We start from the raw sequence: 19,296 nt of genomic DNA, 5'->3' as shown, positions 1-19,296 counted from the left end.
TAATAAACACGATATATGGTGGACATATTGGTTTATCTATGATATTATATTTTCTGGCATGAACAAGAGAAGGAGAAAATCGGTATGCAGGTAATCAAAAGGGACGGCAGTTGCGCGGAGTATGACAGGAGCAAAATAGCGACTGCAATCCGCAAGGCAAACGCCGAAGTGGAAGACAGCGAAAAAATATCGGACGGGAAAATCAACGCGATCATCGACTGCATCGAAAAAAAGAACCGCAAGCGGATGCTGGTGGAGGATATCCAGGATATCATCGAGCAGAAGCTGATGGACGAGAAAAAATTCGTTCTCGCCAAGACCTATATCATTTACCGCTATTCGCGCGCATTGGTGCGTAAGGCCAACACGACGGACGATTCCATCCTGAGCCTGATTCAAAACAGCAACAAGGATGTTATGGAAGAAAATTCCAACAAAAACGCGGTTGTCGCGGCGACGCAGCGCGACCTGATCGCCGGGGAGGTCTCCAAGGACCTTACCCGCAGGGTTCTGCTTCCCGAAAAAATTTCCAAGGCGCACGACGAGGGAGTCCTGCATTTCCACGACGCGGACTATTTTTTGCAGCCCATTTTTAACTGCTGCCTGATTAACATAGGAGACATGCTCGATAACGGGACGGTGATGAACGGGAAGCTTATTGAAAGCCCCAAAAGCTTCCAGGTCGCGTGCACGGTAATGACGCAGATCATCGCCTCCGTCGCCAGCAGCCAATATGGCGGCCAGTCCGTCGACGTGCGGCATTTGGGAAAATACCTGCGCCGCAGCCGCGATAAATTCCGCGCGCGTTTCCGGGAGATCATGGGGCCGGATACGCCGGAAAAGACGATTGAAAAGCTGACGGACGAGCGGCTGCGCGCGGAGCTCCGCGGCGGGGTCCAAACCATCCAGTACCAGATCAACACGCTGATGACTACCAACGGGCAGTCGCCGTTTGTCACGCTGTTCCTGAACCTTGACAAGGACGACGAATACCTCGTGGAAAACGCGATGATCGTCGAGGAAATCCTGCGCCAGCGGCTGGAGGGAATCAAGAACGTCAAGGGCGTTTACGTGACCCCCGCGTTCCCGAAGCTTGTCTACGTCCTTGACGAGCACAACTGCCTCAAGGGCGGGAAATACGATTACATCACGCAGCTGGCGGTGAAATGCTCCGCCAAGCGGCTGTACCCGGACTATATTTCCGCGAAGAAGATGCGCGAGCACTATGAGGGCAACGTGTTCAGCCCCATGGGCTGCCGCAGCTTCCTGACCCCGTGGAAGGACGCGGACGGGAATTATAAGTTTGAAGGGCGCTTTAACCAGGGCGTTGTGAGCCTGAACCTGCCGCAAATCGGCATCCTCGCCAAGGGCGACGAAAAAAAGTTCTGGAAGCTGATGGACGAACGGCTGGAGCTCTGCCACGAGGCCCTCATGTGCCGCCACCGCGCGCTGCTTGGAACCACGTCGGACGTGAGCCCCGTGCATTGGCAGTACGGCGCGATTGCGCGGCTTGCCCCCGGTGAAAAAATCGACCCCTTCCTGAAGGGCGGCTATTCCACGATTTCCCTTGGCTATATCGGCCTTTACGAGGTAACCAAGCTGATGAAGGGCGAAAGCCACACCACCCCGCGCGGCCAGGAATTCGCCATGCAGGTGATGAACCGCATGCGCGCGGCCTGTGACCGCTGGAAAGCGGAATCCGGAATCGGCTTCGGGCTGTACGGCAGCCCGGCGGAATCGCTCTGCTATCGCTTTGCGCGCATTGACAAGGAACGCTTCGGCACCATCGAGGACGTGACGGATAAGGGTTATTACACCAATTCCTATCATGTGGATGTACGGGAAAAGATCGACGCGTTCAGCAAGTTTAATTTTGAGAGCAGGTTCCAGGCCATCTCGTCCGGCGGTGCGATCTCTTACGTGGAGATTCCCAACATGCGCCACAACCTGGAGGCGCTGGCGGAGGTTGTCAAATATATTTACGACAATATCCAGTATGCGGAATTCAATACAAAATCCGATTACTGCCACGAGTGCGGGTTCGACGGTGAAATCATCATCAACGACGATAACGAATGGGAGTGCCCGAACTGCGGCAACAAGGATCATTCCAAAATGAACGTCACGCGGCGCACCTGCGGGTACCTCGGTGAAAATTTCTGGAATGTGGGCAAGACAAAAGAGATCAAGGCCCGCGTGCTGCACCTGTAAGCCATGCATTACGCGGACATTAAACAATATGATATTGCAAACGGCCCCGGCGTGCGGGTGTCCCTGTTCGTAAGCGGGTGCCGGCACCGCTGCAAGGATTGTTTCAACCCGGAAACGTGGGATTTCCGGTACGGGGAAGAATTCACGGATGAAACCATCGCGCTGGTTCTTTCCTATCTTGCGCCCGCCTATGTGAAGGGCCTGACGCTTCTCGGCGGCGATCCGCTGGAGCCGGAGAACAGGAAAGCGCTGGTTCCGCTGCTCCGGCAGGTCCGGGAGGCATATCCCGGAAAGGATATCTGGTGCTTCACGGGCTATGATTTTGAAAAGGACGTGCTGGGCGCATGGGCCGGGGAAGAGGATGTAAAAGAACTTCTTTCCTGCCTGGACGTACTGGTGGACGGGGAATTCGTGGCCGCGCTGAAAAACGTGAACCTCCGCTTTAAGGGGTCCGAAAACCAGCGCACGATATTGGTGGGGGAATCCCTCCGGCAGGGAAAAACGGTTTTGTGGGACGACAAACAGGAATAAAGGAGCAGGAATCGATGCAGAAACAGGAAATCAACATCAAGAAGCTGGATGAAAAGGCAATTATCCCAACCTACGGCTCGGAATATTCCGCAGGAGCGGATTTATATGCGTGCCTTGAGGAAGAGACGGTGATCGCGCCGGGCGAGACGAAGCTGATCCATACGGGAATCGCAATGGAAATCCCGGTCGGCTATGCGGGCCTCATTTATGCGCGCAGCGGCCTTGCGTCGAAGCGCGGCCTTGCGCCCGCCAACAAGGTGGGCGTGGTGGACAGCGACTACCGCGGCGAATTCATGGTGGCCCTGCACAACCATTCGGGCGAGCCGCAGGCGGTGGCCCCGGGCGAACGGATTGCGCAGATGGTGGTCACGCCCGTCCTCGCGGTTTCCTTCCATGAGGTGGAGGAGCTCGGGGAAACGGAACGCGGCGGCGGCGGCTTCGGCTCCACGGGCCGCAGGTAAGGACGCGGGAAATACGGCACAGGCCGGGGCAGGCGGGCCCCGGCCTTTTCTGTAACAAAAAAGCGGGCCCCAAGGCCCGCCTCAGACTGCCCAAAACCTCTTTTTTTATTTCAAGGGTTCAAACGCATCCACGCCGTGCTTGCACAGCGGGCAGATAAAGTCTGCCGGAAGCGTGTCCCCTTCATATACATAGCCGCACATTTTGCACACGAAGCCTTTTTGGATGCCCGTCGTTACCGGCGGCTTCGGACGAATATGCTCGAAGTAATATTCATACGTTACGGACGGCGCGTCGGAAAGGACGCATGCCTCCGTCACATCGGCCACAAACAGCGTATGCGTGCCGCAGTCCTGCGTGGCGATTACGCTGCCGGAAATCAGTGCGTTTGAATATTTGGAAAGGTAATACAGTCCGTTTGCGCAGCGGTCCATATCCTTGAACTCCTGGAACTTATCCACATCCCTGCCGCTCTTGAAGCCAAAATGCTGGAACAGCTTGAACGGCGTATCCTCCGTCAGCACGGATACGTTGAATTTGCCTGTTTTAAGGATCATATCGTGTGTGCAGTTGGCCTTGTTCACGCTGATGACGATACGGTTCGGCGTGTCGGTAACCTGCATGACCGTGTTGGTGATACAGCCGTTATCATGCCCCTTTTCATCCTGTGCGCTCACCACAAACAGCCCATAGCTCAGCTTAAAGAGCGCGTTTGCGTCGATGGCGGCGTCCTTCGGGCTTTCGGAAGCCTCGAAGTGCGGGATCGTGGCGGCAATTGCATCCGCCAGCCTTGCCATGTCGGCGCCCTGCTCCGGCTTGAGCGACGAGGAAATGTTGACCGTCTCGTCCAAAATCGTCATATTCTTGAGCGGCGCGATGATTTCCCGCATCAGCTTTCCGCTGGTCGGCGCCCAGGACCCGTTCTGGATGAACGCGACCGTCCTGTTCTGCAAATTATGCGAAGCAAGGTCGCGCAGGAGCTCGTCCATGGTGACGAAGATGCCCGCGTTATAGGTGGTGGAAGCAAACACAAGGTGGCTCCAGCGGAAGGAGGCGGCGACAATTTCCGAAGCGGGCACGACGGAAACGTCGAACATTACCGTTTTGACGCCCCGGTCGCGCAGGAGGCATGCAAGGATATTCGCCGCGTTTTCCGTATTTCCGTAAACGGACGCATAGGCGATCATTACGCCGGTGTCCTCCGGCTCGTAAGCGCTCCATTTTGCGTATTTATCGATATAGTCCCCGAGGTTGCTCCGCCATACGAAGCCGTGGAGGGGGCAGATCATTTCGATGTCGAGCGCCGACGCTTTTTTCAGCAGGGCCTGCACCTGTACGCCGTATTTGCCGACGATATTCGTGTAATAGCGGCGGGCTTCGTCCATGAAATCACGGGCAAAATCCACCTCGTCCGCAAAGAGCGCGCCATTGAGCGCGCCGAATGTGCCGAACGCGTCGGCCGAGAAAAGGATTTTATCCGTCGAATCATAGGTAACCATAACCTCCGGCCAATGAACCATCGGCGCCATCACAAACGTCAGGTTATGACGGCCGGCGGAAAGCGTATCCCCCTCCTTGATAACCTGCACCTTGCTTTCGAGGTCCGCGCTGAAAAACTGGCCGATCATTTTTTTGATTTTGTCGTTGCAGATAATCGTCGTTTCCGGATGGCGCAGCAGCAGCTCGTCGATTGTCGCCGAATGGTCGGGCTCCATGTGCTGGACCACCAAATAGTCAAGCTTCCGGCCGCCGAGGGCATGCTCCAGGTTCTCAAAAAACGTTTTGGCGACGGCCTTGTCCACCGTATCAAAAAGGACGGTTTTCTCGTCTGCCAGCAGGTAGGAATTATAGGAAACGCCGTCCGGTACGGAATAGACGCCCTCGAACATAGCCAGCCTGCGGTCGTCCGCGCCGACCCATGTTAAATCATCCGTTACTTTTCTTGTGCAATACATATCGATCCTCCGTTCGTTCAAGTTTTTTAATTTATGCAAGAGGGGAAAGCGTGCGCCCTGCGCGTCTGTGCCGCCCGCGCCGCTTTACAAACCCTGTCTTTTTTTACCGCGCTGTGGAAAACGGCACGGCGCCGGTTTTTATGCTTCCCGCCGGAAGGAACCCCCGCCGTTTGTCTGTTTTATCACAGGTGCATCTTTATCTTACAGCAAACGGGGCCACGGTGCAATAAATGAATGAAAAATCTCCCGAATTCCTTTTTTTCGTGACAAGGTAAAAACCACGGCGCGCTTCCGAAAAACCTATTGCATTTCAGCGCGTTTTCAGATACAACTATTATAGGAAGAGAGGATATGCGATGCCGGATAAACTGGATTATAAAAAAGAATATAAGGATTTGTACCTGCCGAAAGCAAAGCCCATGCTGGTCGATGTGCCGCCGATTAATTTTATTATGGTGGATGGCAAAGGCGCGCCCGGGGGCGCGGAATACCAGGGCGCGGTGGGGGCGCTGTATGCGCTTACCTTTACGATCAAGATGAGCAAGATGGGCGGGATGCAGCCGGAGGGATATTTTGAATATGTGGTGCCGCCGCTCGAGGGCCTCTGGTATGGGAGCGAAGAAGGGTTTGACCTTGAACGGCGCGACGAATGGCGGTGGATTTCGATGATCCGCCAGCCTGAATTTGTAACGCCGGATGTTTTCGGATGGGCGGTGGAGGAATGCCGCAGGAAAAAACCGGATGTGGATGTTTCAAAAGCCCGCCTTGAAACCTTCCGGGAAGGGCTGTGCGTGCAGATGATGCATATCGGCCCCTATTCCGGGGAGGCCGAAACCATTAAAAAACTGCATCGATATATCGGGGAAAACGGACTGGAGAACATGACGGGAAATGAGCGCAAGCATCACGAAATATACCTTGGCGACCCCCGGCGTACGGCGCCGGAACGCCTCAGGACCGTGCTGCGCCTGCCTGTGGAAAGGAAGGAAGCATGAAAAAGAAATTTGCATTTTTACTGATGGGGGAGCACTATGACCCCGCACGCCACCATGCGCAGTTTGAGACGGAAAAGCAGACCACTTATATTTATACCGTAAAAAATCCGGAAGCGGCTTATGAGAAGGTTATGGAGCTTCAGGACGAGGGCGTGGGCGCAATCGAACTATGCGGCGCATTCGGCGAGGAAATGACCCGGAAAATGATTGAGATGACAGGCGGGAAAATTGCAATTGGCTTTGTAATCCACCTGCCGGAGCAGGACGAACTATTCGCCCGCTTTTTCCAGAAATAACGCAGCGGGACAAAAGGGGGAAACCAGATGACGGAACATTTGATCGAACGGATTGCGGAGGAATTGGCAGTTTTGCCGTCTGTGAAGGGAATTGTACTTGGCGGGTCGCGCGCGACCGGAATAGCCGGACCCGAATCGGATATCGATATCGGAATTTATTACGATGAAAACGGCCCCGACCTGGAGGCCCTGAACCGGGCCGCCCAAAGGCTGGACGACGAACACCGGGCGGGCCTCATTTGCCGGGAAGGGGCATGGGGGAACTGGGTAAACTGCGGGGGATGGCTCGTGGTCGGGGGAACCCCTACGGACCTGATCCTGCGCGACATCATGCGGGTGCGGAAATGCATCGGGGAATGCGAGCAGGGAAAGGTATCGCCGCATTACCAGGCGGGGCATCCGCACGCTTACCTCAATGTGATGTACCGGGGAGAGTTGGCCACATGCAGGGTCTTATACAGCCGGGACAATGATTTTATGGAGCTGAAAAAATGGGCGGGAACCTATCCCGACAGGCTGCGGGACGCCCTGATGGATTCATTCCTGGCTGAGGCGCGGTTTTCGTGCGCGCTGGCGAAGGACCATTTGCAGGGAAACGACCTGTATTATGTGGCGGGGCACCTTTTCCGGGCGGTTTCGGCGCTGAACCAGGTGCTTTTCGCGTACAACCGGGAATATTGCCTGAATGAAAAGAAAGCCGTTTTGCGGGTTGCGGCGCTTCCGGTCAGGCCGGAAGGATACGAAAAGAGGGTGAACCGTGTTTTTTCATTGCTCGGCGGGTCTGCAAAAGAAAGTTGTATCGGGATGGAAAAGCTGATCGCGGAGGCCGCGGGCCTGTGCGGAAAATGACCGTATATCCCTTGCAGGAACGTCCCGGGGCAGCCGCCCCGGGATTTTTGTTTGCGGGAATACGGATTGGTGTAAAGTTTAATTGCAGGGAAAAGAAGGGGAGGAATATGCGATGTCCAAAACAAGGCTCGAAGCGTTTACGGATGCGGTGATTGCCATTATTATGACCATATTGGTCCTGGATTTTGTGGCGCCCGCGGAACCGACGTTTGAGGCGCTGTGGGGAATGCGCTATAAATTCCTGATTTATATCCTGAGCTTCGTGTCCCTCGCCATCTATTGGAATAACCACCACCATCTCCTGCAGGTTTCAAAAAAGATAAACGGGCGTGTGCTGTGGCATAACATGGCGTTTATCCTGTGCCTGACATTTTTTCCGTTCGTAACAGGCTGGGTGGACGAACACCTGCTCGATATGGCGCCTGAAATTACGTACGGCGCAGTCGTCCTGCTGGCGGATATCAGCTATGCGGCCCTCGCCCGCGCACTGGTGAAAGTGAATGGCGAAAATTCCGGGGTTGCCCGGGCGTTATGCGGGTTCCGCAAATCAAAAATCACCTTTGCGATTGTGGGCGCGGGTCTTGTCATTGGATTTTTCTTTCCGCTTGCCGTGGTCATTTCCACCGCGGCCTCCCTTGTATTGTGGTTTGCCCCCGATAAACGAATCGAACGCACCCTTTTCGGCGAGGACGTGTCCTGCCCTGTTGGGGAAAAAAAAGCGCGCTGATTTTCTTTTCTGTGGTATAATGGAACCACTTTCCGCAAGGAACCTGTCCCCGCCGAAAAGGCGGGAAGGAAGGCGACGGAGCGGAATCCCGATGCCGCTGCGCACGGTGATGCAGGCGGCCGGAGTTTGGAGAAAAAAAACGAATGGCAATGTGGAATCCGTGGCGTGGCTGCCGCAGGCACAGCGAAGGCTGTAAATTTTGCTATATTCATAAGGGCGACGGAAAACGCGGCGTGGACACGGGGAATATTGTACGCACGGCGCAGTTTGACGCGCCGGTCCGGCGGGACAAGGCCGGAAATTATAAAATGAAACCGGGGCAAACGGCGTATCTGTGTTTTTCAACTGATTTCCTGATTGAGGACGCCGACCCGTGGCGCGGCGAATGCTGGGAAATGATGCGCCGCCGCCCGGACCTCAGCTTCCTCTTCCTGACCAAGCGCATCGAGCGGTTTATGCAATGTGTTCCCGCCGACTGGGGGGAAGGCTATGAGAACGTTACGGTCGGATGCACGGTGGAAAACCAAAAGAGGGCGGACGAACGGCTGTCCCTGCTGCGGGAACTGCCGATCCGGCATAAAAACATCATCTGCCAGCCGCTGATTGAAAGAATTGACATCGAACCCTATTTATCCGGCGTGGAGCTTGTGGTTGTGGGCGGCGAATCGGACAGGCAGGCGCGGCCCCTGGATTATGAATGGGTGCTTGGCCTCCGGGAACAGTGCATCCGGCAGGATGTACGCTTTGAGTTCAGGCAGTGCGGCACTCATTTTATAAAGGACGGAAAAGCATATACCCTTGCCGTCCGCGACCTGTGCAAACAGGCGCGAAAGGCGAATATCAATTGCTGACATAAACGAAAAAACGGCACAGCGGGTTCCGCCGTGCCGTTCAATTTTTTATCCGTATTTATTTCACCAGCGACTTCATGTAGTTCGCATATCCCGCGAAGGCGATGCCCGGTTCCTCGAGCGAGAGGTCCCAGCGTTTGAGCCATTCCAGGGAATAGAAGCCGTCGTAACCGATTCCGTCCAGGCGTTCGATGCATTCGCGCACCGGCAGGTCGCCATAGCCGACCATCGTATATTTTAGCTTATCGCCCGCGTAAAGCGAATCCTTGATGTGCACGTGGCGCACGAGGTCGCCGATCGTATCGACCGTATATTCCGGGGTTTCGTCGAAATAACGGTAGGGATGGTGGATATCCCACAGCACGCCGATGTTTTCCTCGTCGGCGCAGTTCATAAGCTCCGCCATATTGCGGGAGTCGGCAAAAAATCCGTTTGTTTCCACCAGCACGTTTACGCCGAGCGGCTTTGCATACTGCGCAACCTCTTTTATCCGCGCGGCAATTTCAGCGATATTAAGCTCTCCGCTTTGTTCGGGGCCGAAATCGCCCAGCACGCGGATGTTTTTAATGTCCATGTCGTGCGCCGTATCCGCATACGCTTTGGCGAGGTACAGCACATCGTCGATGTGGTTTGAATCGTTCATATAGCATGCGGAGGTCAGGCATGCGATGGTAAGTCCTTTGTCTTTAAGGAGCGCCTTGGTCTTTGGCGCGTTTTCGGGCGAGAACTGCGGAATACGCGTCCCGTCGATCACATTTCCCACGCCGCGGATTTCAATTCCGTCGTAGCCCATGTCGCATGCTGTTGAAATAATATCTGAAAAACTCCATTCGGGGCAGCCCAATGTGGAAAAACAAAGCTTCATAATAAAAACCTCCGTCTGTTGATACTGCTATTTTAACATAACCGATATTTGTTTGCAATTGCCTACACCTCGTATCCATACAGGTAAAAATGCAGCGGCTTTCCATCTTCTTCGATGCCGAGGAGCCCTTCCGTCTCCCCAAGGCGCTTATAGCCGAGATGGTCGTAAAAGCCGAAATTGCAAAAGCTGTCTGTGAGCAGGAACACGCGCCGCGCCTCGCGCTCTTCCAGGAACGCGTTGAACCGGGAAAGCAGGCCTTTTCCGGCCCCCAGGCCGCGCGCGTTCGGCGCAGTGGCGAACAGCACGAGCTCCGCGTCGAATTTGCCTTCGTACGGCGCAAGGAGCCGCCGCTCATATTTTGCGGTGCGCGTCTGCGCCTTGTAAAACTTCCGGCCTTCCCCCGATTTTGAAAACTCCCGGAGGAAACGCCGCGCTTCCTTTTCAAACCCTTTATGCTCCGGCGGAAAGGGAAGGGAAGCGCAATGCCCGAGCAGCACGCCGAGGACCGCGCCTTCGCGCTCCGCAATTTCGGCGTAATTCTGGCGGGCAAGGTAGTTGTACCAAAATGCAAGCCCCGCGCGGCGGATAACGTCCGCGTCGCGGAGGTATTTGTCAAATTGCCAAATCTCGCAGAGCATGCTACTGACCTGCGGATAATCCTGCTGCGTAATGCCTCTGTAATGAATGGGTTCCATGATATGGGCCTCCTGTATGCCGTCCCCGAAAAGTTTCCTGCGCCCGAAAGAGCCGTTTTATCGCAAACCCGTTACAGCATTTGTTCAAATTCATCCAAAGCCCGTGCGAATTCCTGCATGCATACATCCACAGGCTCGCCGCCCGCAAGGTCCACGTGCGCGATTTTTAAGAGCTCGAGCGGATAGTCGCTCCCGCCCGAGGACAGGAAACGGATATAATCCCTGACCGCATTCTTCTTGCCGCCGAGGATATCTGAAGCGATTTTTACCGCGCACGAGAAGCCCGTCGCATATTTATAGACATAAAATGCGTTATAGAAATGCGGAATACGCGACCATTCAAAGGAGATCGTGTCGTCCCGCGCGATTTCCGGGCCATAGTAAAGCGCGTTGAGGTCGCCGTACATCCCGCACAAAGATTCATGGGTCAGCGCTTCGCCCGCCTCCACGGCCGCATGCGTCATTTTCTCAAACTCCGCGAACATGGTCTGCCGCACCACCGTGGTACGGAACTGGTCGAGATAATGATTGAGGATATACCGGCGCGCATCCGCATCCTGCTCTGTCCCGAGCAAATAGTGCGTGAGCAGGACCTCGTTCACCGTACTTGCGACCTCGGCCACAAAAATTTCATAACCCGCCTTCGCTTCGGGCTGGTTTTTATTGGAATGGTAGGTGTGCATCGCATGGCCAAGCTCGTGCGCGATGGTAAACACGCTGTCAAGGTCGCCGCGGTGGTTAAGGAGCACATAGGGGTGCACGCCGTAAACGCCCCACGAATACGCGCCGCTCGTCTTGCCCGGCGTTTCATATACGTCGATCCAGCCGGTGTCCTGCGCTTCCTGCAAAAGCTGGCCGTATTCTTCGCCCAAAACGGCGAGGCCCTTTTTCACGAGCTCCATGGACTGTTCGTACGAATATTCCCCGTGCGTTTCCCTGGCGAGCGGGGTATAGATATCATACATCGCAAGGTCTTCCAGCCCGAGCGCCTTTTTGCGCACATCCACATAATGGTACATGATAGGAAGGTTTTTGTGGATCGTTTCGATCAGGTTATCATATAGCGCGACGGGCACGTTGTCTGAAAAAAGCGATTTTTCGAGCGCACTGCCGAACTTTTTGGCGCGCGCATAGAAAACGTCTTTTTTGACGCTCGCCGAATAGGCCGCGCTGATGGTGTTAATCATGTCTTTATAGGATTTGTAATACGTCTCGTAGGTTTTTTTACGCACCTCGCGGTCGGGGCTTTGCATCAATACGATATATTTCCCGTGCGAAAGCTGGACGCGCTTGCCGTCCGCATCCTTTACCGTGCCGAATTTCATGTCGGCATTGTCGATCATGGTGAAAATATCCTTGGGCGCGCCCGCGATATCCGCCGTCATGGAAAGAAGACGTTCCTCCTTTTTGGAAAGCACGTGCTTTTTACTGCGCACAAGCTCTTTGAGCATAAAATCATATGGCGCAAGCTGTTTGTTGTTCCCATGCGTATGGTTGCCGCACTTCTGGCAATGACCGCCCTTTTTGCAGGTTTTGGGATCGCGGTCCTTTTTGCAGTGCGGGACTGCCGCTTCGATATAGCCTTCGAGCACGCCCGGCTTCAGGGCCAGCAGCGTGGGGCTCACGAAGGAAAGCGCGCTCCCGAGGCGCACGTTAATATCCATGGCCCGTGCGGTCATCGCCTGGTAGGCGGCAACCGCATTGTCCTCATCCCGGCGCATACGCGCATACACAAAAAGGTTGCCCGCGATGTGTTCCATTTTCTCCATGGCCTGAAGCGCTTCGGCAAGGCTTTTTCCATCCTTTGTCAGCGTTTTTTGGATGTGGGGGATGCCTTCCATCAGTTTTTCGAGCTTCTTATAGTCGTCCTCCCATGCTTCATCCGTCGCATAAATGTCTTCCAGCACCCATTTATAGGTTTGGCCGATCTGGTCTCTTGTTTTTTCTTCCATGACTGTTTTCCTTTCCGAAATATTCAGAAATATTCATCCGTTTCCCACTTCTGCGGGTTATGCGCGATATATTCCCGGATTTCCCGCAAATCGTTTTCCCCGCGCACCACATGTTCGTAATAACCACGCTGCCAGAGGGAAATTCCGCATTGCTTGGAGGTCAGGCCTTTCAGTGAGTTGACGATGCCTGGCAGACCTGTTTTCGTAGGGGTCGCCGCCTTCGGCGACCCTGATAGAAGCACGATAAAATGAATATGGTTTGGCATTACGGTAAACGAATCCACCAAAATATCGGGATAAACATGGCCGATGCTGTTTATGTATTTCTCCACGGTCCGGCCGTAGTGGGTAAGTTCGATATGCGGGCCGACGAGGGCGTCGCCCCCTACGAAAGTCCCAAGCAAATGCCGCCTGTCTTTTGTACAGATCGTGACGAAATATGCACCCGATGAAGTATAATCATATCCCTTCAAACGAATACTTTTTCTTGCGGGCCTGCTATAATTCATCATAAACAGAAAAAAGACCGTTTAAGCAACTTTTCCTCAATTCCGCTGCGCGTGCAGCGGCGCCGGGATACGTCCACCGCGGGCGATAAATTCCCTGGGGGAATTGTGGTTGTAAGGCATGATCGGCGCACGGCCGAGAAGCCCGCCGAAATCCACATAATCGCCCACCTGCTTGCCGGGCACGGGAATCAGGCGCACGGCCGTCGTCTTGGTGTTTACCATGCCGATGGCGGCTTCGTCCGCCATGATGGCGGAGAGCACGTCCGCAGGGGTGTCGCCCGGGAGCGCAATCATGTCGAGGCCGACCGAGCACACGCACGTCATTGCCTCGAGCTTTTCGAGCGTCAGCGCGCCCGTTTCCGCGGCATGGATCATGCCCGCGTCTTCGCTGACGGGAATGAATGCGCCGGAAAGCCCGCCCACATGGGAGGTGGCCATGATGCCGCCCTTTTTCACCGCGTCATTAAGGAGGGCAAGCGCGGCGGTCGTGCCGTGCGCGCCGCACGTCTCGAGGCCCATTTCCTCGAGGATATAGGCGACGCTGTCGCCGATGGCCGGGGTGGGCGCAAGCGAAAGGTCGACGATGCCAAAGGGCACGCCCAGCCTCTTTGCCGCTTCGCGCGCGACAAGCTGGCCCATACGCGTGATATGGAATGCGGTTGTTTTGATGGTTTCCGCAACCTCATCGAACGGCTGCCCTTTTTTGCTTTCAAGCGCAACCTTCACAACGCCCGGGCCGGAAACGCCCACGTTGATGACGCAGTCTCCCTCGCCCGTGCCGTGGAACGCGCCCGCCATGAAGGGATTATCCTCCACCGCGTTGGCGAACACCACCAGCTTTGCGGCGCCCATGCCGCCCTCGGCGGCCGTAAGCTCCGCGCTTTCCTTGATGACCTCGCCCATGCGTTTCACCGCGTCCATATTGATGCCCGCGCGCGTGGTCGCCACGTTGACGGAAGAGCAGACAATGCCCGTTTCACTGAGCGCCTGCGGAATGGAATCGATAAAGCGCACTTCCGCGGCGGTCGCCGCCTTCTGCACGAATGCGGAATATCCGCCGATAAAATCCACGCCCATTTCGTGCGCGGCCCTGTCCATTGCGCGGGCAAATTTTACGTAATTTTCGCATCCCTGCGAAATAAGGGAAATGGGAGTTACGGAAATCCGCTTGTTGACGATGGGAATTCCAAATTCGTTTTCGATGGCCTCGCCCGTTTTCACAAGGTTTTTCGCCCTGGCGGTGATTTTATCGTATACGCGGCCGGCGCACACATCCGCATCGTCGGACACGCAGTCGAAAAGCGAAATGCCCATTGTGATCGTGCGGATATCGAGGTTTTGCCGCGCGATCATGTCGATTGTCTTTAATATATCCCTCTGGTCTATCATAGAAAACCCCTTCTGAACAAATTAATAGGTAATAACGAATAAACGGCGCCCAAGGAGCACCCCTGGCACATCATTTATGGTTCCTTATACCCGGTGCATGCTCTTGAAAATTTCTTCGCGCATCAGGCGCACCTCGATGCCGATTTTCTCGCCTGCCGCGTCAAGCTGTTCCTTTAATTGCTCGAACGATACCTTCATGGCGGAGAGGTCGACAAGCATGGTCATTGCAAACACCTCGTCCCGCAGGACGGTTTGCGTAATGTCGAGGATGTTCGCATTTGCCTCATAAAGCGCGTGCGAAATGTGGGCGATGATGCCGGGCTTATCCTGCCCGAGTACGCTTACGATTGCTCTCATAGATATAACTCCTTAAAGTAAAAGTAATGGATAACGGTTATTGGGCGCCATATATGCTATGCTTGGCTGCCGGTCCCCGGATGCCTTTTTTCGTATTCAAACTTTGCATTCCGGTAGGTGTGGTAAGTGAACGCATACCAGAACGGGAACACAAATGTGACGACGACGATTGCAAGCAGGGCGAACAAAATCACAAAGATCATCAATGGATTTTGCAGCGCGAGCATCGGGTCTACGAGGTATAATTCATAGAGCTCCCGGAACGGCAGCTGGGACAGCCAGTTAATGACCAGCCCGGCCAGCGCCACGATGACCGCCGCGGTCAGCACGCGCGTAAAGTTGCTCCAGAAATTGCCGAGGAACGCGTAACGGTAGGAGGTAAAAACCGCCCGGAACCCGCCCTGCCCCTCTACGGCGACCGTGTACGGGATAAATACAATTCCGAAAAACAGCAGCAGGGCCGCAAGCGCGAGGACCACAATTACCGCAATCTGCCATGCGGGCAGCACTGCCGCAGGAACCCCGCCGGGCAGGGCGATCGCCACGATTGCCGCAACAATCCCGGCCACGGGCAGAGCCAGCAACGCAATGGCGGCAAAATAGGAACGCAGCATAGCGCCATACCGCTTTTTTGCATGCGCGCTTGCGCCCGCGAAGGTTACGTCGCGGCCCGCGTAATCGCTGTCGATTACATACACCACGTTTGAAACCATCAGCGGCGATGCAAAAATGGCGACGCATACGACAATTGCAAGCACTGTGATGACGCTTGCAAGGCTGCTTCCCCCGGTTTGCGACAACGTTAAAAGCAACGAACGCGCCACTGAAACGGTTCCCGGCATGGTGAAAAACATCAGCGGGACGAGCAATACAAGCTGGAAAAGCAGCAGCGGCAGGAACAGCCTGCCAAAATTCCGTTTATAGACAATTCCGGATTTCCGGAACATCGTCTTGAAACCCATGGGGATATTTTCCATAAAATTTACCTCTGGTTCTTCGTCCGCGAAACCTGCCCTGTGCGCGGGAAACAATCCGGCTGCCGGACCGGGCGGCGGTTCCTGTTTGGTGTATTTCCCTTTTCCCTGCATACCCCCATTTTGCATACAGGCCCTTTATACTTTTATGGCGCTTCCGGCGTAAACCATTTGCTGCCGGTTTCCATGTAATGATATTTTTCGACCGCTTCCACCGCCTGCCGCGGCGTGTCCACGACCGTAAATACGCTCAAAGCTTCCTCTTTGGCGAATTTCTGTTCCACCGTCTTTTCAAACATAGCGATCAGCTCGTCGTAAAAGCCGTGGGTATTCAGGATCACGATGGACTTTTTATGCTGTTTCAGCTGCTTCAGGGTAATGACCTCGCACAGTTCTTCGAAGGTACCGAAGCCGCCCGCCACGGCAATGAAGGCGTTGGATATATCCTCCATTTTTTGTTTGCGCTCGCGCATGGTTTTCGTCACGATATAATCGTTGCATTTTTCATAGGGAATGCCGGGAATATCCATAAATTCAGGAATTACCCCGATTACATGGCCGTCCCTGCTGTGCACGCCGCGCGCGACCGCGCCCATCATGCCCATGGTTCCCGCGCCGAACACCAGCGCCCATTCCTTTTCCGCAAACAGCTGGCCGAGCCGGTAGGCCTCGTCAAAATAACTCTGGTCGATGGCGGCGGAAGAGGAGCCAAATACGCATACGTTTTTTTTCATTAGGATACCCTCTGGAAAACATTTCGTTTATAACGGTTGAGGAGGAACCACAGCGGCATGCCGATGCCGTAGCATGCGATCGCCTGCCCGATCCCTACCGTCAGGACGTTGACCCAATAGGGGAGCCCGAGCATCACGCTGAGCGTCCACGACACCAGGAAAGCGTTTGCAATAACGCTCGGGAGGGGAAGCAGCCATTTGCTCTTACCGCGGATTTTCCACGTGACAAAGGCGGCCAGCAGGCTGGCGAGGCTTCCCACGATGATATCCATCAGCCCCAGTGTTCCCGAACCGAAAATATTGGCGATCAGGCAGCCGATAAACAGGCCGGGCACTGCCGCGGGCGTAAAAAAAGGCAGGATGCACATTGCCTCTGAAATACGCACCTGGAATTGCAGGAACCCAAACGGCGCGAACAGGAGCGTAAGCACTGCATAGATTGCCGCAATGGCGGCCGTTTCGCAAATGAAACGTGTTTTTGACGGATTTTCCATAATGACCCTTCCATACCTCAATCAAAAATTAATTTACAGTACAGTATAGCACAACCGGGCTTTGATTGACAACAACGGGCCGCCCGGTATAATGGGAATAGGACCGTTGCAAAGACGACAGAAAGCGGGGAACCGACCATGTTTGATTACCACCTTCATTCCAATGTATCCCATGACGCCTACGACAGCCCCGTGCGCATCGCCATGGTGGCAAAGGAAAAGGGGCTTACGGAAATTTGTTTCACCGATCACCAGGAAATCGATTATCCATACCCGGAGGAAGGGATGGTGCGGCTCGATTACACGCTTTATGACCGCGAGTTGGACAAAGCGCGGGAACGGGTGCCCGGAATCGGCATCAAAAGAGGCGTCGAGGTGTCGCTGATGCCGGGTTCCCTCGAAAAAATCGCACGGGATGTCCGCGGGCAGGCGTTTGATTTCGTAATTGCGTCCCAGCACACAATTCAGGGAAAGGACCCGTATTTCGGCGACAGCTTTGAAGGGAAAACCCTGCGGCAGGCCCAGCGCGACTATCTGGAGGAAATGCTTTTCGACCTCGCGCACTACGAGGATTTTGACGTGGTCGGGCACATCGGATACCTGGATAAGTACCTGCCCAATATCGAAAGCCTGAAAGAAAAAACGCCGTTTGAATATATGGATTTTCCGGACCTGCTGGATGGGATTTTAAAATCCGCAATTTCGCGCGGGAAGGGAATCGAGGTCAACACCAGCAACTATTCCGTATACGAATGGCCGACGCCCATACGAAGCGTGCTGAAACGCTTCCGTGAGCTTGGGGGCGAAATTGTTACGCTTGGCAGCGACGCGCACATGGCGGACAAGGTTGGCTACAGGTTCCGCGACGCTGTGGAGTATATGAAGGAATGCGGCGTGAAATATGTGTGCAAATTCACGGCGCGGACGCCGGAATTCGTGCCGCTTGAAAAATTTTAGATAACCGTAAAAAGCCGAAAGGAAGCGCCGCGGAGGACACGGGCGCCTCTTTTTTTGCAGCGGTCCTATAGCCGCCGCTGCGGCCTGCTGTGCGAGGGGCACAGCCAGTCATAATCAATTTTTTGGATTGCTTCAAAGGATTCGAGCAGTTTTGGGGTATCGGCATTCCAGCCGTCCGGATAGGGGATGATATCCCCTTTTTTGTTTGCTTTCAGGAGATCGCCCGCAAACAATACGCCGTCAAACAGCATGCAGACGTGCCCGGGCGTATGGCCCGGGGTGTGGAGGATGCGAATATTTCCCACGCGCAAATCCCCGCCGTAAGGGCGGATTTCACCCATTGGTTTTTTGCCGAGGAGCCTGGCGATGTATTTTTTTTTGCCCGGCCGCGGACGCTCGCCCGTGAGGTAGGGAATATCTTCCGCATGGGCCCACACCTCCGCGCCGGTCGCCTCGCGCAAAGCGCGCACACAGCCTGCATGGTCGGTGTCGTGATGGGTGAGCAGGATGTGCCGGATGTCCGGCAGTGCGACCCCAAGCTGTTCAAGCTCCCGCAGGATTCCCCGCCGCATGAAGGGAAAACCCGTATCAACGAGCGCAAGCTCGTCGTCGAATAAAAGGAAACAGCGGGACCCCCTGGATGCGTCCAGCATAATGACATGTTCTGTTATTTTCAATTGCTTAATCTCCGGTTGCGTTTTTTTACCGTGGCTTTTATACTAAGAAGTATACCGCCGGTGTACGAAAATTAGTATACCATTGGTATACTAATTTGTCAATGGAGGAACCCAATGCTTTCCAGACGGGAGGAAGAAAAGCTTCGGAAGGAAGCCGCAATTATTAAGGAAGCGGAAGAGTTGTTTTGCATAAACGGATTCGAGCATACGTCCATGAACGAAATCGCGCAGCGCGCGGGCTATACCAAGCGCACGGTATACCAATATTTCACCTGCAAGGAGGACTTGTTTTTTGCCGTGATCCTGAAAGGATATGAACGGCTGTGGGCCGCGGTGAAAGAAAGCACGGGAGCATGCGGAACGGGATTTGAAAAGCTCCGGCGGGCGTATTTTGCTTTTTATACGCTCTACAGGGAACACCCGCGCCTGCTTGCGCTGATGGGAATGACGGGGCTTGTGAAGGGCAAAAGCGAAACACTCGACCTTCCGTACCGCCGGCGTTTTTACGAATTTGACCGCAGGATGTTCGACGGAATATGCGCGCTGTTCCGTGCGGGGCAGGAGGACGGAAGCGTGCGCGCAGACATCGGGACGGGTTACCTGATGTATGCGGCGGTGTTCAGCCTGACCGGTTTTTTCCATATGCTGTCCGTTACGGGCAAGGCCTATCTTGGAGTGGCGGACATGGACGAAGATAAGTTTATTGAAACGGGGCTGCAATTATTCCTGGACTCTGTAAAGAGCGTTTCATAAAATCCGGTATAGTTTATGAATAATTCATAAAGGTATGTTATCGTAATTTAAAAAGAAATGAAGGGA

21 protein-coding genes are annotated in these 19,296 nt (G+C 54.6%); 10 read left to right on the top strand and 11 right to left on the bottom strand.

Annotated elements, in window-relative coordinates; translation table 11 throughout:
- Window positions 1-84 precede the first annotated feature (84 nt).
- Genes nrdD through dut form a run of 3 tightly spaced genes read left to right on the top strand, consistent with a single transcriptional unit; the run spans window position 85 to window position 3,203 of the window.
- The gene (gene nrdD, locus BBD38_RS05010; protein WP_066685335.1) at window positions 85-2,211 is read left to right on the top strand and encodes an anaerobic ribonucleoside-triphosphate reductase; all 2,127 of its coding nucleotides are present in this window, start codon (window positions 85-87) and stop codon (window positions 2,209-2,211) included.
- A gap of 3 nt (window positions 2,212-2,214) precedes the next feature.
- Window positions 2,215-2,742, top strand: coding sequence for an anaerobic ribonucleoside-triphosphate reductase activating protein (gene nrdG / locus BBD38_RS05005; RefSeq protein ID WP_066685333.1), 528 nt, complete (start codon window positions 2,215-2,217; stop codon window positions 2,740-2,742).
- A 14-nt stretch (window positions 2,743-2,756) separates the two neighbouring features.
- Entirely contained in the window at window positions 2,757-3,203 is a 447-nt protein-coding gene (gene dut, locus BBD38_RS05000) for a dUTP diphosphatase (protein ID WP_066685331.1), read from the top strand.
- Window positions 3,204-3,308: 105 nt separating this feature from the next.
- Here the strand turns inward: dut and BBD38_RS04995 are convergent, their stop codons facing one another.
- Window positions 3,309-5,156 (bottom strand): flavin reductase, encoded by a 1,848-nt coding sequence (locus BBD38_RS04995; RefSeq protein ID WP_066685329.1) that lies wholly within the window; start codon window positions 5,154-5,156, stop codon window positions 3,309-3,311.
- Between the two features lie 356 nt (window positions 5,157-5,512).
- Between BBD38_RS04995 and BBD38_RS04985 the strand changes: the two genes are divergently transcribed.
- From BBD38_RS04985 to BBD38_RS04965, 5 genes are all read left to right on the top strand, one after another.
- Complete coding sequence (locus tag BBD38_RS04985; protein ID WP_066685324.1) at window positions 5,513-6,151, top strand: GyrI-like domain-containing protein; 639 nt, start codon at window positions 5,513-5,515, stop codon at window positions 6,149-6,151.
- Window positions 6,148-6,447, top strand: a complete 300-nt coding sequence (locus tag BBD38_RS04980) for a DUF6506 family protein (RefSeq protein WP_066685317.1) — start codon at window positions 6,148-6,150, stop codon at window positions 6,445-6,447. Before BBD38_RS04985 ends, BBD38_RS04980 begins: the two co-directional genes overlap by 4 nt.
- Before the next feature lie 27 nt (window positions 6,448-6,474).
- Window positions 6,475-7,296 (top strand): nucleotidyltransferase domain-containing protein, encoded by an 822-nt coding sequence (locus BBD38_RS04975; RefSeq protein ID WP_066685311.1) that lies wholly within the window; start codon window positions 6,475-6,477, stop codon window positions 7,294-7,296.
- Between the two features lie 112 nt (window positions 7,297-7,408).
- On the top strand, window positions 7,409-8,023 hold the full coding sequence (locus BBD38_RS04970; RefSeq protein ID WP_066685308.1) for a TMEM175 family protein: 615 nt from the start codon (window positions 7,409-7,411) through the stop codon (window positions 8,021-8,023).
- A gap of 143 nt (window positions 8,024-8,166) precedes the next feature.
- Window positions 8,167-8,874 carry a DUF5131 family protein gene (locus BBD38_RS04965; protein WP_066685305.1) on the top strand — a complete coding sequence of 236 codons (708 nt, stop codon included), beginning with the start codon at window positions 8,167-8,169 and terminating at the stop codon, window positions 8,872-8,874.
- A gap of 58 nt (window positions 8,875-8,932) precedes the next feature.
- Here BBD38_RS04965 and BBD38_RS04960 read toward each other — a convergent pair whose 3' ends face one another.
- The 9 genes from BBD38_RS04960 to BBD38_RS04920 all read right to left on the bottom strand — a co-directional run bounded on the left by BBD38_RS04960 (window position 8,933) and on the right by BBD38_RS04920 (window position 16,843).
- Complete coding sequence (locus tag BBD38_RS04960) at window positions 8,933-9,739, bottom strand: sugar phosphate isomerase/epimerase family protein (RefSeq protein WP_066685302.1); 807 nt, start codon at window positions 9,737-9,739, stop codon at window positions 8,933-8,935.
- A gap of 62 nt (window positions 9,740-9,801) precedes the next feature.
- A complete protein-coding gene (locus BBD38_RS04955; protein ID WP_066685299.1) occupies window positions 9,802-10,434 on the bottom strand; it encodes a GNAT family N-acetyltransferase in 633 nt (210 codons plus the stop codon).
- A 71-nt stretch (window positions 10,435-10,505) separates the two neighbouring features.
- A complete protein-coding gene (gene pepF / locus BBD38_RS04950) occupies window positions 10,506-12,386 on the bottom strand; it encodes an oligoendopeptidase F (RefSeq protein WP_066685297.1) in 1,881 nt (626 codons plus the stop codon).
- A gap of 23 nt (window positions 12,387-12,409) precedes the next feature.
- Window positions 12,410-12,898 (bottom strand): transposase, encoded by a 489-nt coding sequence (locus BBD38_RS04945; protein WP_082989494.1) that lies wholly within the window; start codon window positions 12,896-12,898, stop codon window positions 12,410-12,412.
- 33 nt (window positions 12,899-12,931) lie between these two features.
- Window positions 12,932-14,284: a PFL family protein gene (locus BBD38_RS04940; RefSeq protein ID WP_066685295.1), complete on the bottom strand. Its 1,353-nt coding sequence runs from the start codon at window positions 14,282-14,284 to the stop codon at window positions 12,932-12,934.
- Between the two features lie 84 nt (window positions 14,285-14,368).
- Window positions 14,369-14,641: an ACT domain-containing protein gene (locus tag BBD38_RS04935; RefSeq protein WP_066685293.1), complete on the bottom strand. Its 273-nt coding sequence runs from the start codon at window positions 14,639-14,641 to the stop codon at window positions 14,369-14,371.
- Between the two features lie 56 nt (window positions 14,642-14,697).
- On the bottom strand, window positions 14,698-15,744 hold the full coding sequence (locus BBD38_RS04930) for a hypothetical protein (protein ID WP_066685290.1): 1,047 nt from the start codon (window positions 15,742-15,744) through the stop codon (window positions 14,698-14,700).
- A gap of 17 nt (window positions 15,745-15,761) precedes the next feature.
- A complete protein-coding gene (locus BBD38_RS04925) occupies window positions 15,762-16,349 on the bottom strand; it encodes an LOG family protein (protein WP_066685287.1) in 588 nt (195 codons plus the stop codon).
- Window positions 16,349-16,843, bottom strand: coding sequence for a QueT transporter family protein (locus tag BBD38_RS04920; protein WP_066685285.1), 495 nt, complete (start codon window positions 16,841-16,843; stop codon window positions 16,349-16,351). Before BBD38_RS04920 ends, BBD38_RS04925 begins: the two co-directional genes overlap by 1 nt.
- Before the next feature lie 138 nt (window positions 16,844-16,981).
- Here BBD38_RS04920 and BBD38_RS04915 point away from each other — a divergent pair, with 138 nt between their 5' ends.
- On the top strand, window positions 16,982-17,800 hold the full coding sequence (locus BBD38_RS04915; RefSeq protein ID WP_066685282.1) for a histidinol-phosphatase HisJ family protein: 819 nt from the start codon (window positions 16,982-16,984) through the stop codon (window positions 17,798-17,800).
- 65 nt (window positions 17,801-17,865) lie between these two features.
- Here BBD38_RS04915 and BBD38_RS04910 read toward each other — a convergent pair whose 3' ends face one another.
- Complete coding sequence (locus tag BBD38_RS04910) at window positions 17,866-18,477, bottom strand: MBL fold metallo-hydrolase (RefSeq protein WP_066685279.1); 612 nt, start codon at window positions 18,475-18,477, stop codon at window positions 17,866-17,868.
- A gap of 114 nt (window positions 18,478-18,591) precedes the next feature.
- Here BBD38_RS04910 and BBD38_RS04905 point away from each other — a divergent pair, with 114 nt between their 5' ends.
- Window positions 18,592-19,230 carry a TetR/AcrR family transcriptional regulator gene (locus BBD38_RS04905; protein WP_066685276.1) on the top strand — a complete coding sequence of 213 codons (639 nt, stop codon included), beginning with the start codon at window positions 18,592-18,594 and terminating at the stop codon, window positions 19,228-19,230.
- Window positions 19,231-19,296 lie beyond the last annotated feature (66 nt).

Origin of the sequence: Christensenella intestinihominis (assembly GCF_001678845.1) — a bacterium.
Lineage (GTDB): Bacteria > Bacillota > Clostridia > Christensenellales > Christensenellaceae > Christensenella > Christensenella intestinihominis.
This window is presented reverse-complemented; position numbering and strand designations above follow the sequence as displayed.

What these genes read in the sequence shown, in the direction of transcription:
- nrdD (WP_066685335.1), top strand. Translation starts at nt 85, where the DNA reads ATGCAGGTAATCAAAAGGGACGGCAGTTGCGCGGAGTATGACAGGAGC.
- nrdG (WP_066685333.1), top strand. Translation starts at nt 2,215, where the DNA reads ATGCATTACGCGGACATTAAACAATATGATATTGCAAACGGCCCCGGC.
- dut (WP_066685331.1), top strand. Translation starts at nt 2,757, where the DNA reads ATGCAGAAACAGGAAATCAACATCAAGAAGCTGGATGAAAAGGCAATT.
- BBD38_RS04995 (WP_066685329.1), bottom strand. Translation starts at nt 5,156, where the DNA reads ATGTATTGCACAAGAAAAGTAACGGATGATTTAACATGGGTCGGCGCG.
- BBD38_RS04985 (WP_066685324.1), top strand. Translation starts at nt 5,513, where the DNA reads ATGCCGGATAAACTGGATTATAAAAAAGAATATAAGGATTTGTACCTG.
- BBD38_RS04980 (WP_066685317.1), top strand. Translation starts at nt 6,148, where the DNA reads ATGAAAAAGAAATTTGCATTTTTACTGATGGGGGAGCACTATGACCCC.
- BBD38_RS04975 (WP_066685311.1), top strand. Translation starts at nt 6,475, where the DNA reads ATGACGGAACATTTGATCGAACGGATTGCGGAGGAATTGGCAGTTTTG.
- BBD38_RS04970 (WP_066685308.1), top strand. Translation starts at nt 7,409, where the DNA reads ATGTCCAAAACAAGGCTCGAAGCGTTTACGGATGCGGTGATTGCCATT.
- BBD38_RS04965 (WP_066685305.1), top strand. Translation starts at nt 8,167, where the DNA reads ATGGCAATGTGGAATCCGTGGCGTGGCTGCCGCAGGCACAGCGAAGGC.
- BBD38_RS04960 (WP_066685302.1), bottom strand. Translation starts at nt 9,739, where the DNA reads ATGAAGCTTTGTTTTTCCACATTGGGCTGCCCCGAATGGAGTTTTTCA.
- BBD38_RS04955 (WP_066685299.1), bottom strand. Translation starts at nt 10,434, where the DNA reads ATGGAACCCATTCATTACAGAGGCATTACGCAGCAGGATTATCCGCAG.
- pepF (WP_066685297.1), bottom strand. Translation starts at nt 12,386, where the DNA reads ATGGAAGAAAAAACAAGAGACCAGATCGGCCAAACCTATAAATGGGTG.
- BBD38_RS04945 (WP_082989494.1), bottom strand. Translation starts at nt 12,898, where the DNA reads ATGATGAATTATAGCAGGCCCGCAAGAAAAAGTATTCGTTTGAAGGGA.
- BBD38_RS04940 (WP_066685295.1), bottom strand. Translation starts at nt 14,284, where the DNA reads ATGATAGACCAGAGGGATATATTAAAGACAATCGACATGATCGCGCGG.
- BBD38_RS04935 (WP_066685293.1), bottom strand. Translation starts at nt 14,641, where the DNA reads ATGAGAGCAATCGTAAGCGTACTCGGGCAGGATAAGCCCGGCATCATC.
- BBD38_RS04930 (WP_066685290.1), bottom strand. Translation starts at nt 15,744, where the DNA reads ATGCAAAATGGGGGTATGCAGGGAAAAGGGAAATACACCAAACAGGAA.
- BBD38_RS04925 (WP_066685287.1), bottom strand. Translation starts at nt 16,349, where the DNA reads ATGAAAAAAAACGTATGCGTATTTGGCTCCTCTTCCGCCGCCATCGAC.
- BBD38_RS04920 (WP_066685285.1), bottom strand. Translation starts at nt 16,843, where the DNA reads ATGGAAAATCCGTCAAAAACACGTTTCATTTGCGAAACGGCCGCCATT.
- BBD38_RS04915 (WP_066685282.1), top strand. Translation starts at nt 16,982, where the DNA reads ATGTTTGATTACCACCTTCATTCCAATGTATCCCATGACGCCTACGAC.
- BBD38_RS04905 (WP_066685276.1), top strand. Translation starts at nt 18,592, where the DNA reads ATGCTTTCCAGACGGGAGGAAGAAAAGCTTCGGAAGGAAGCCGCAATT.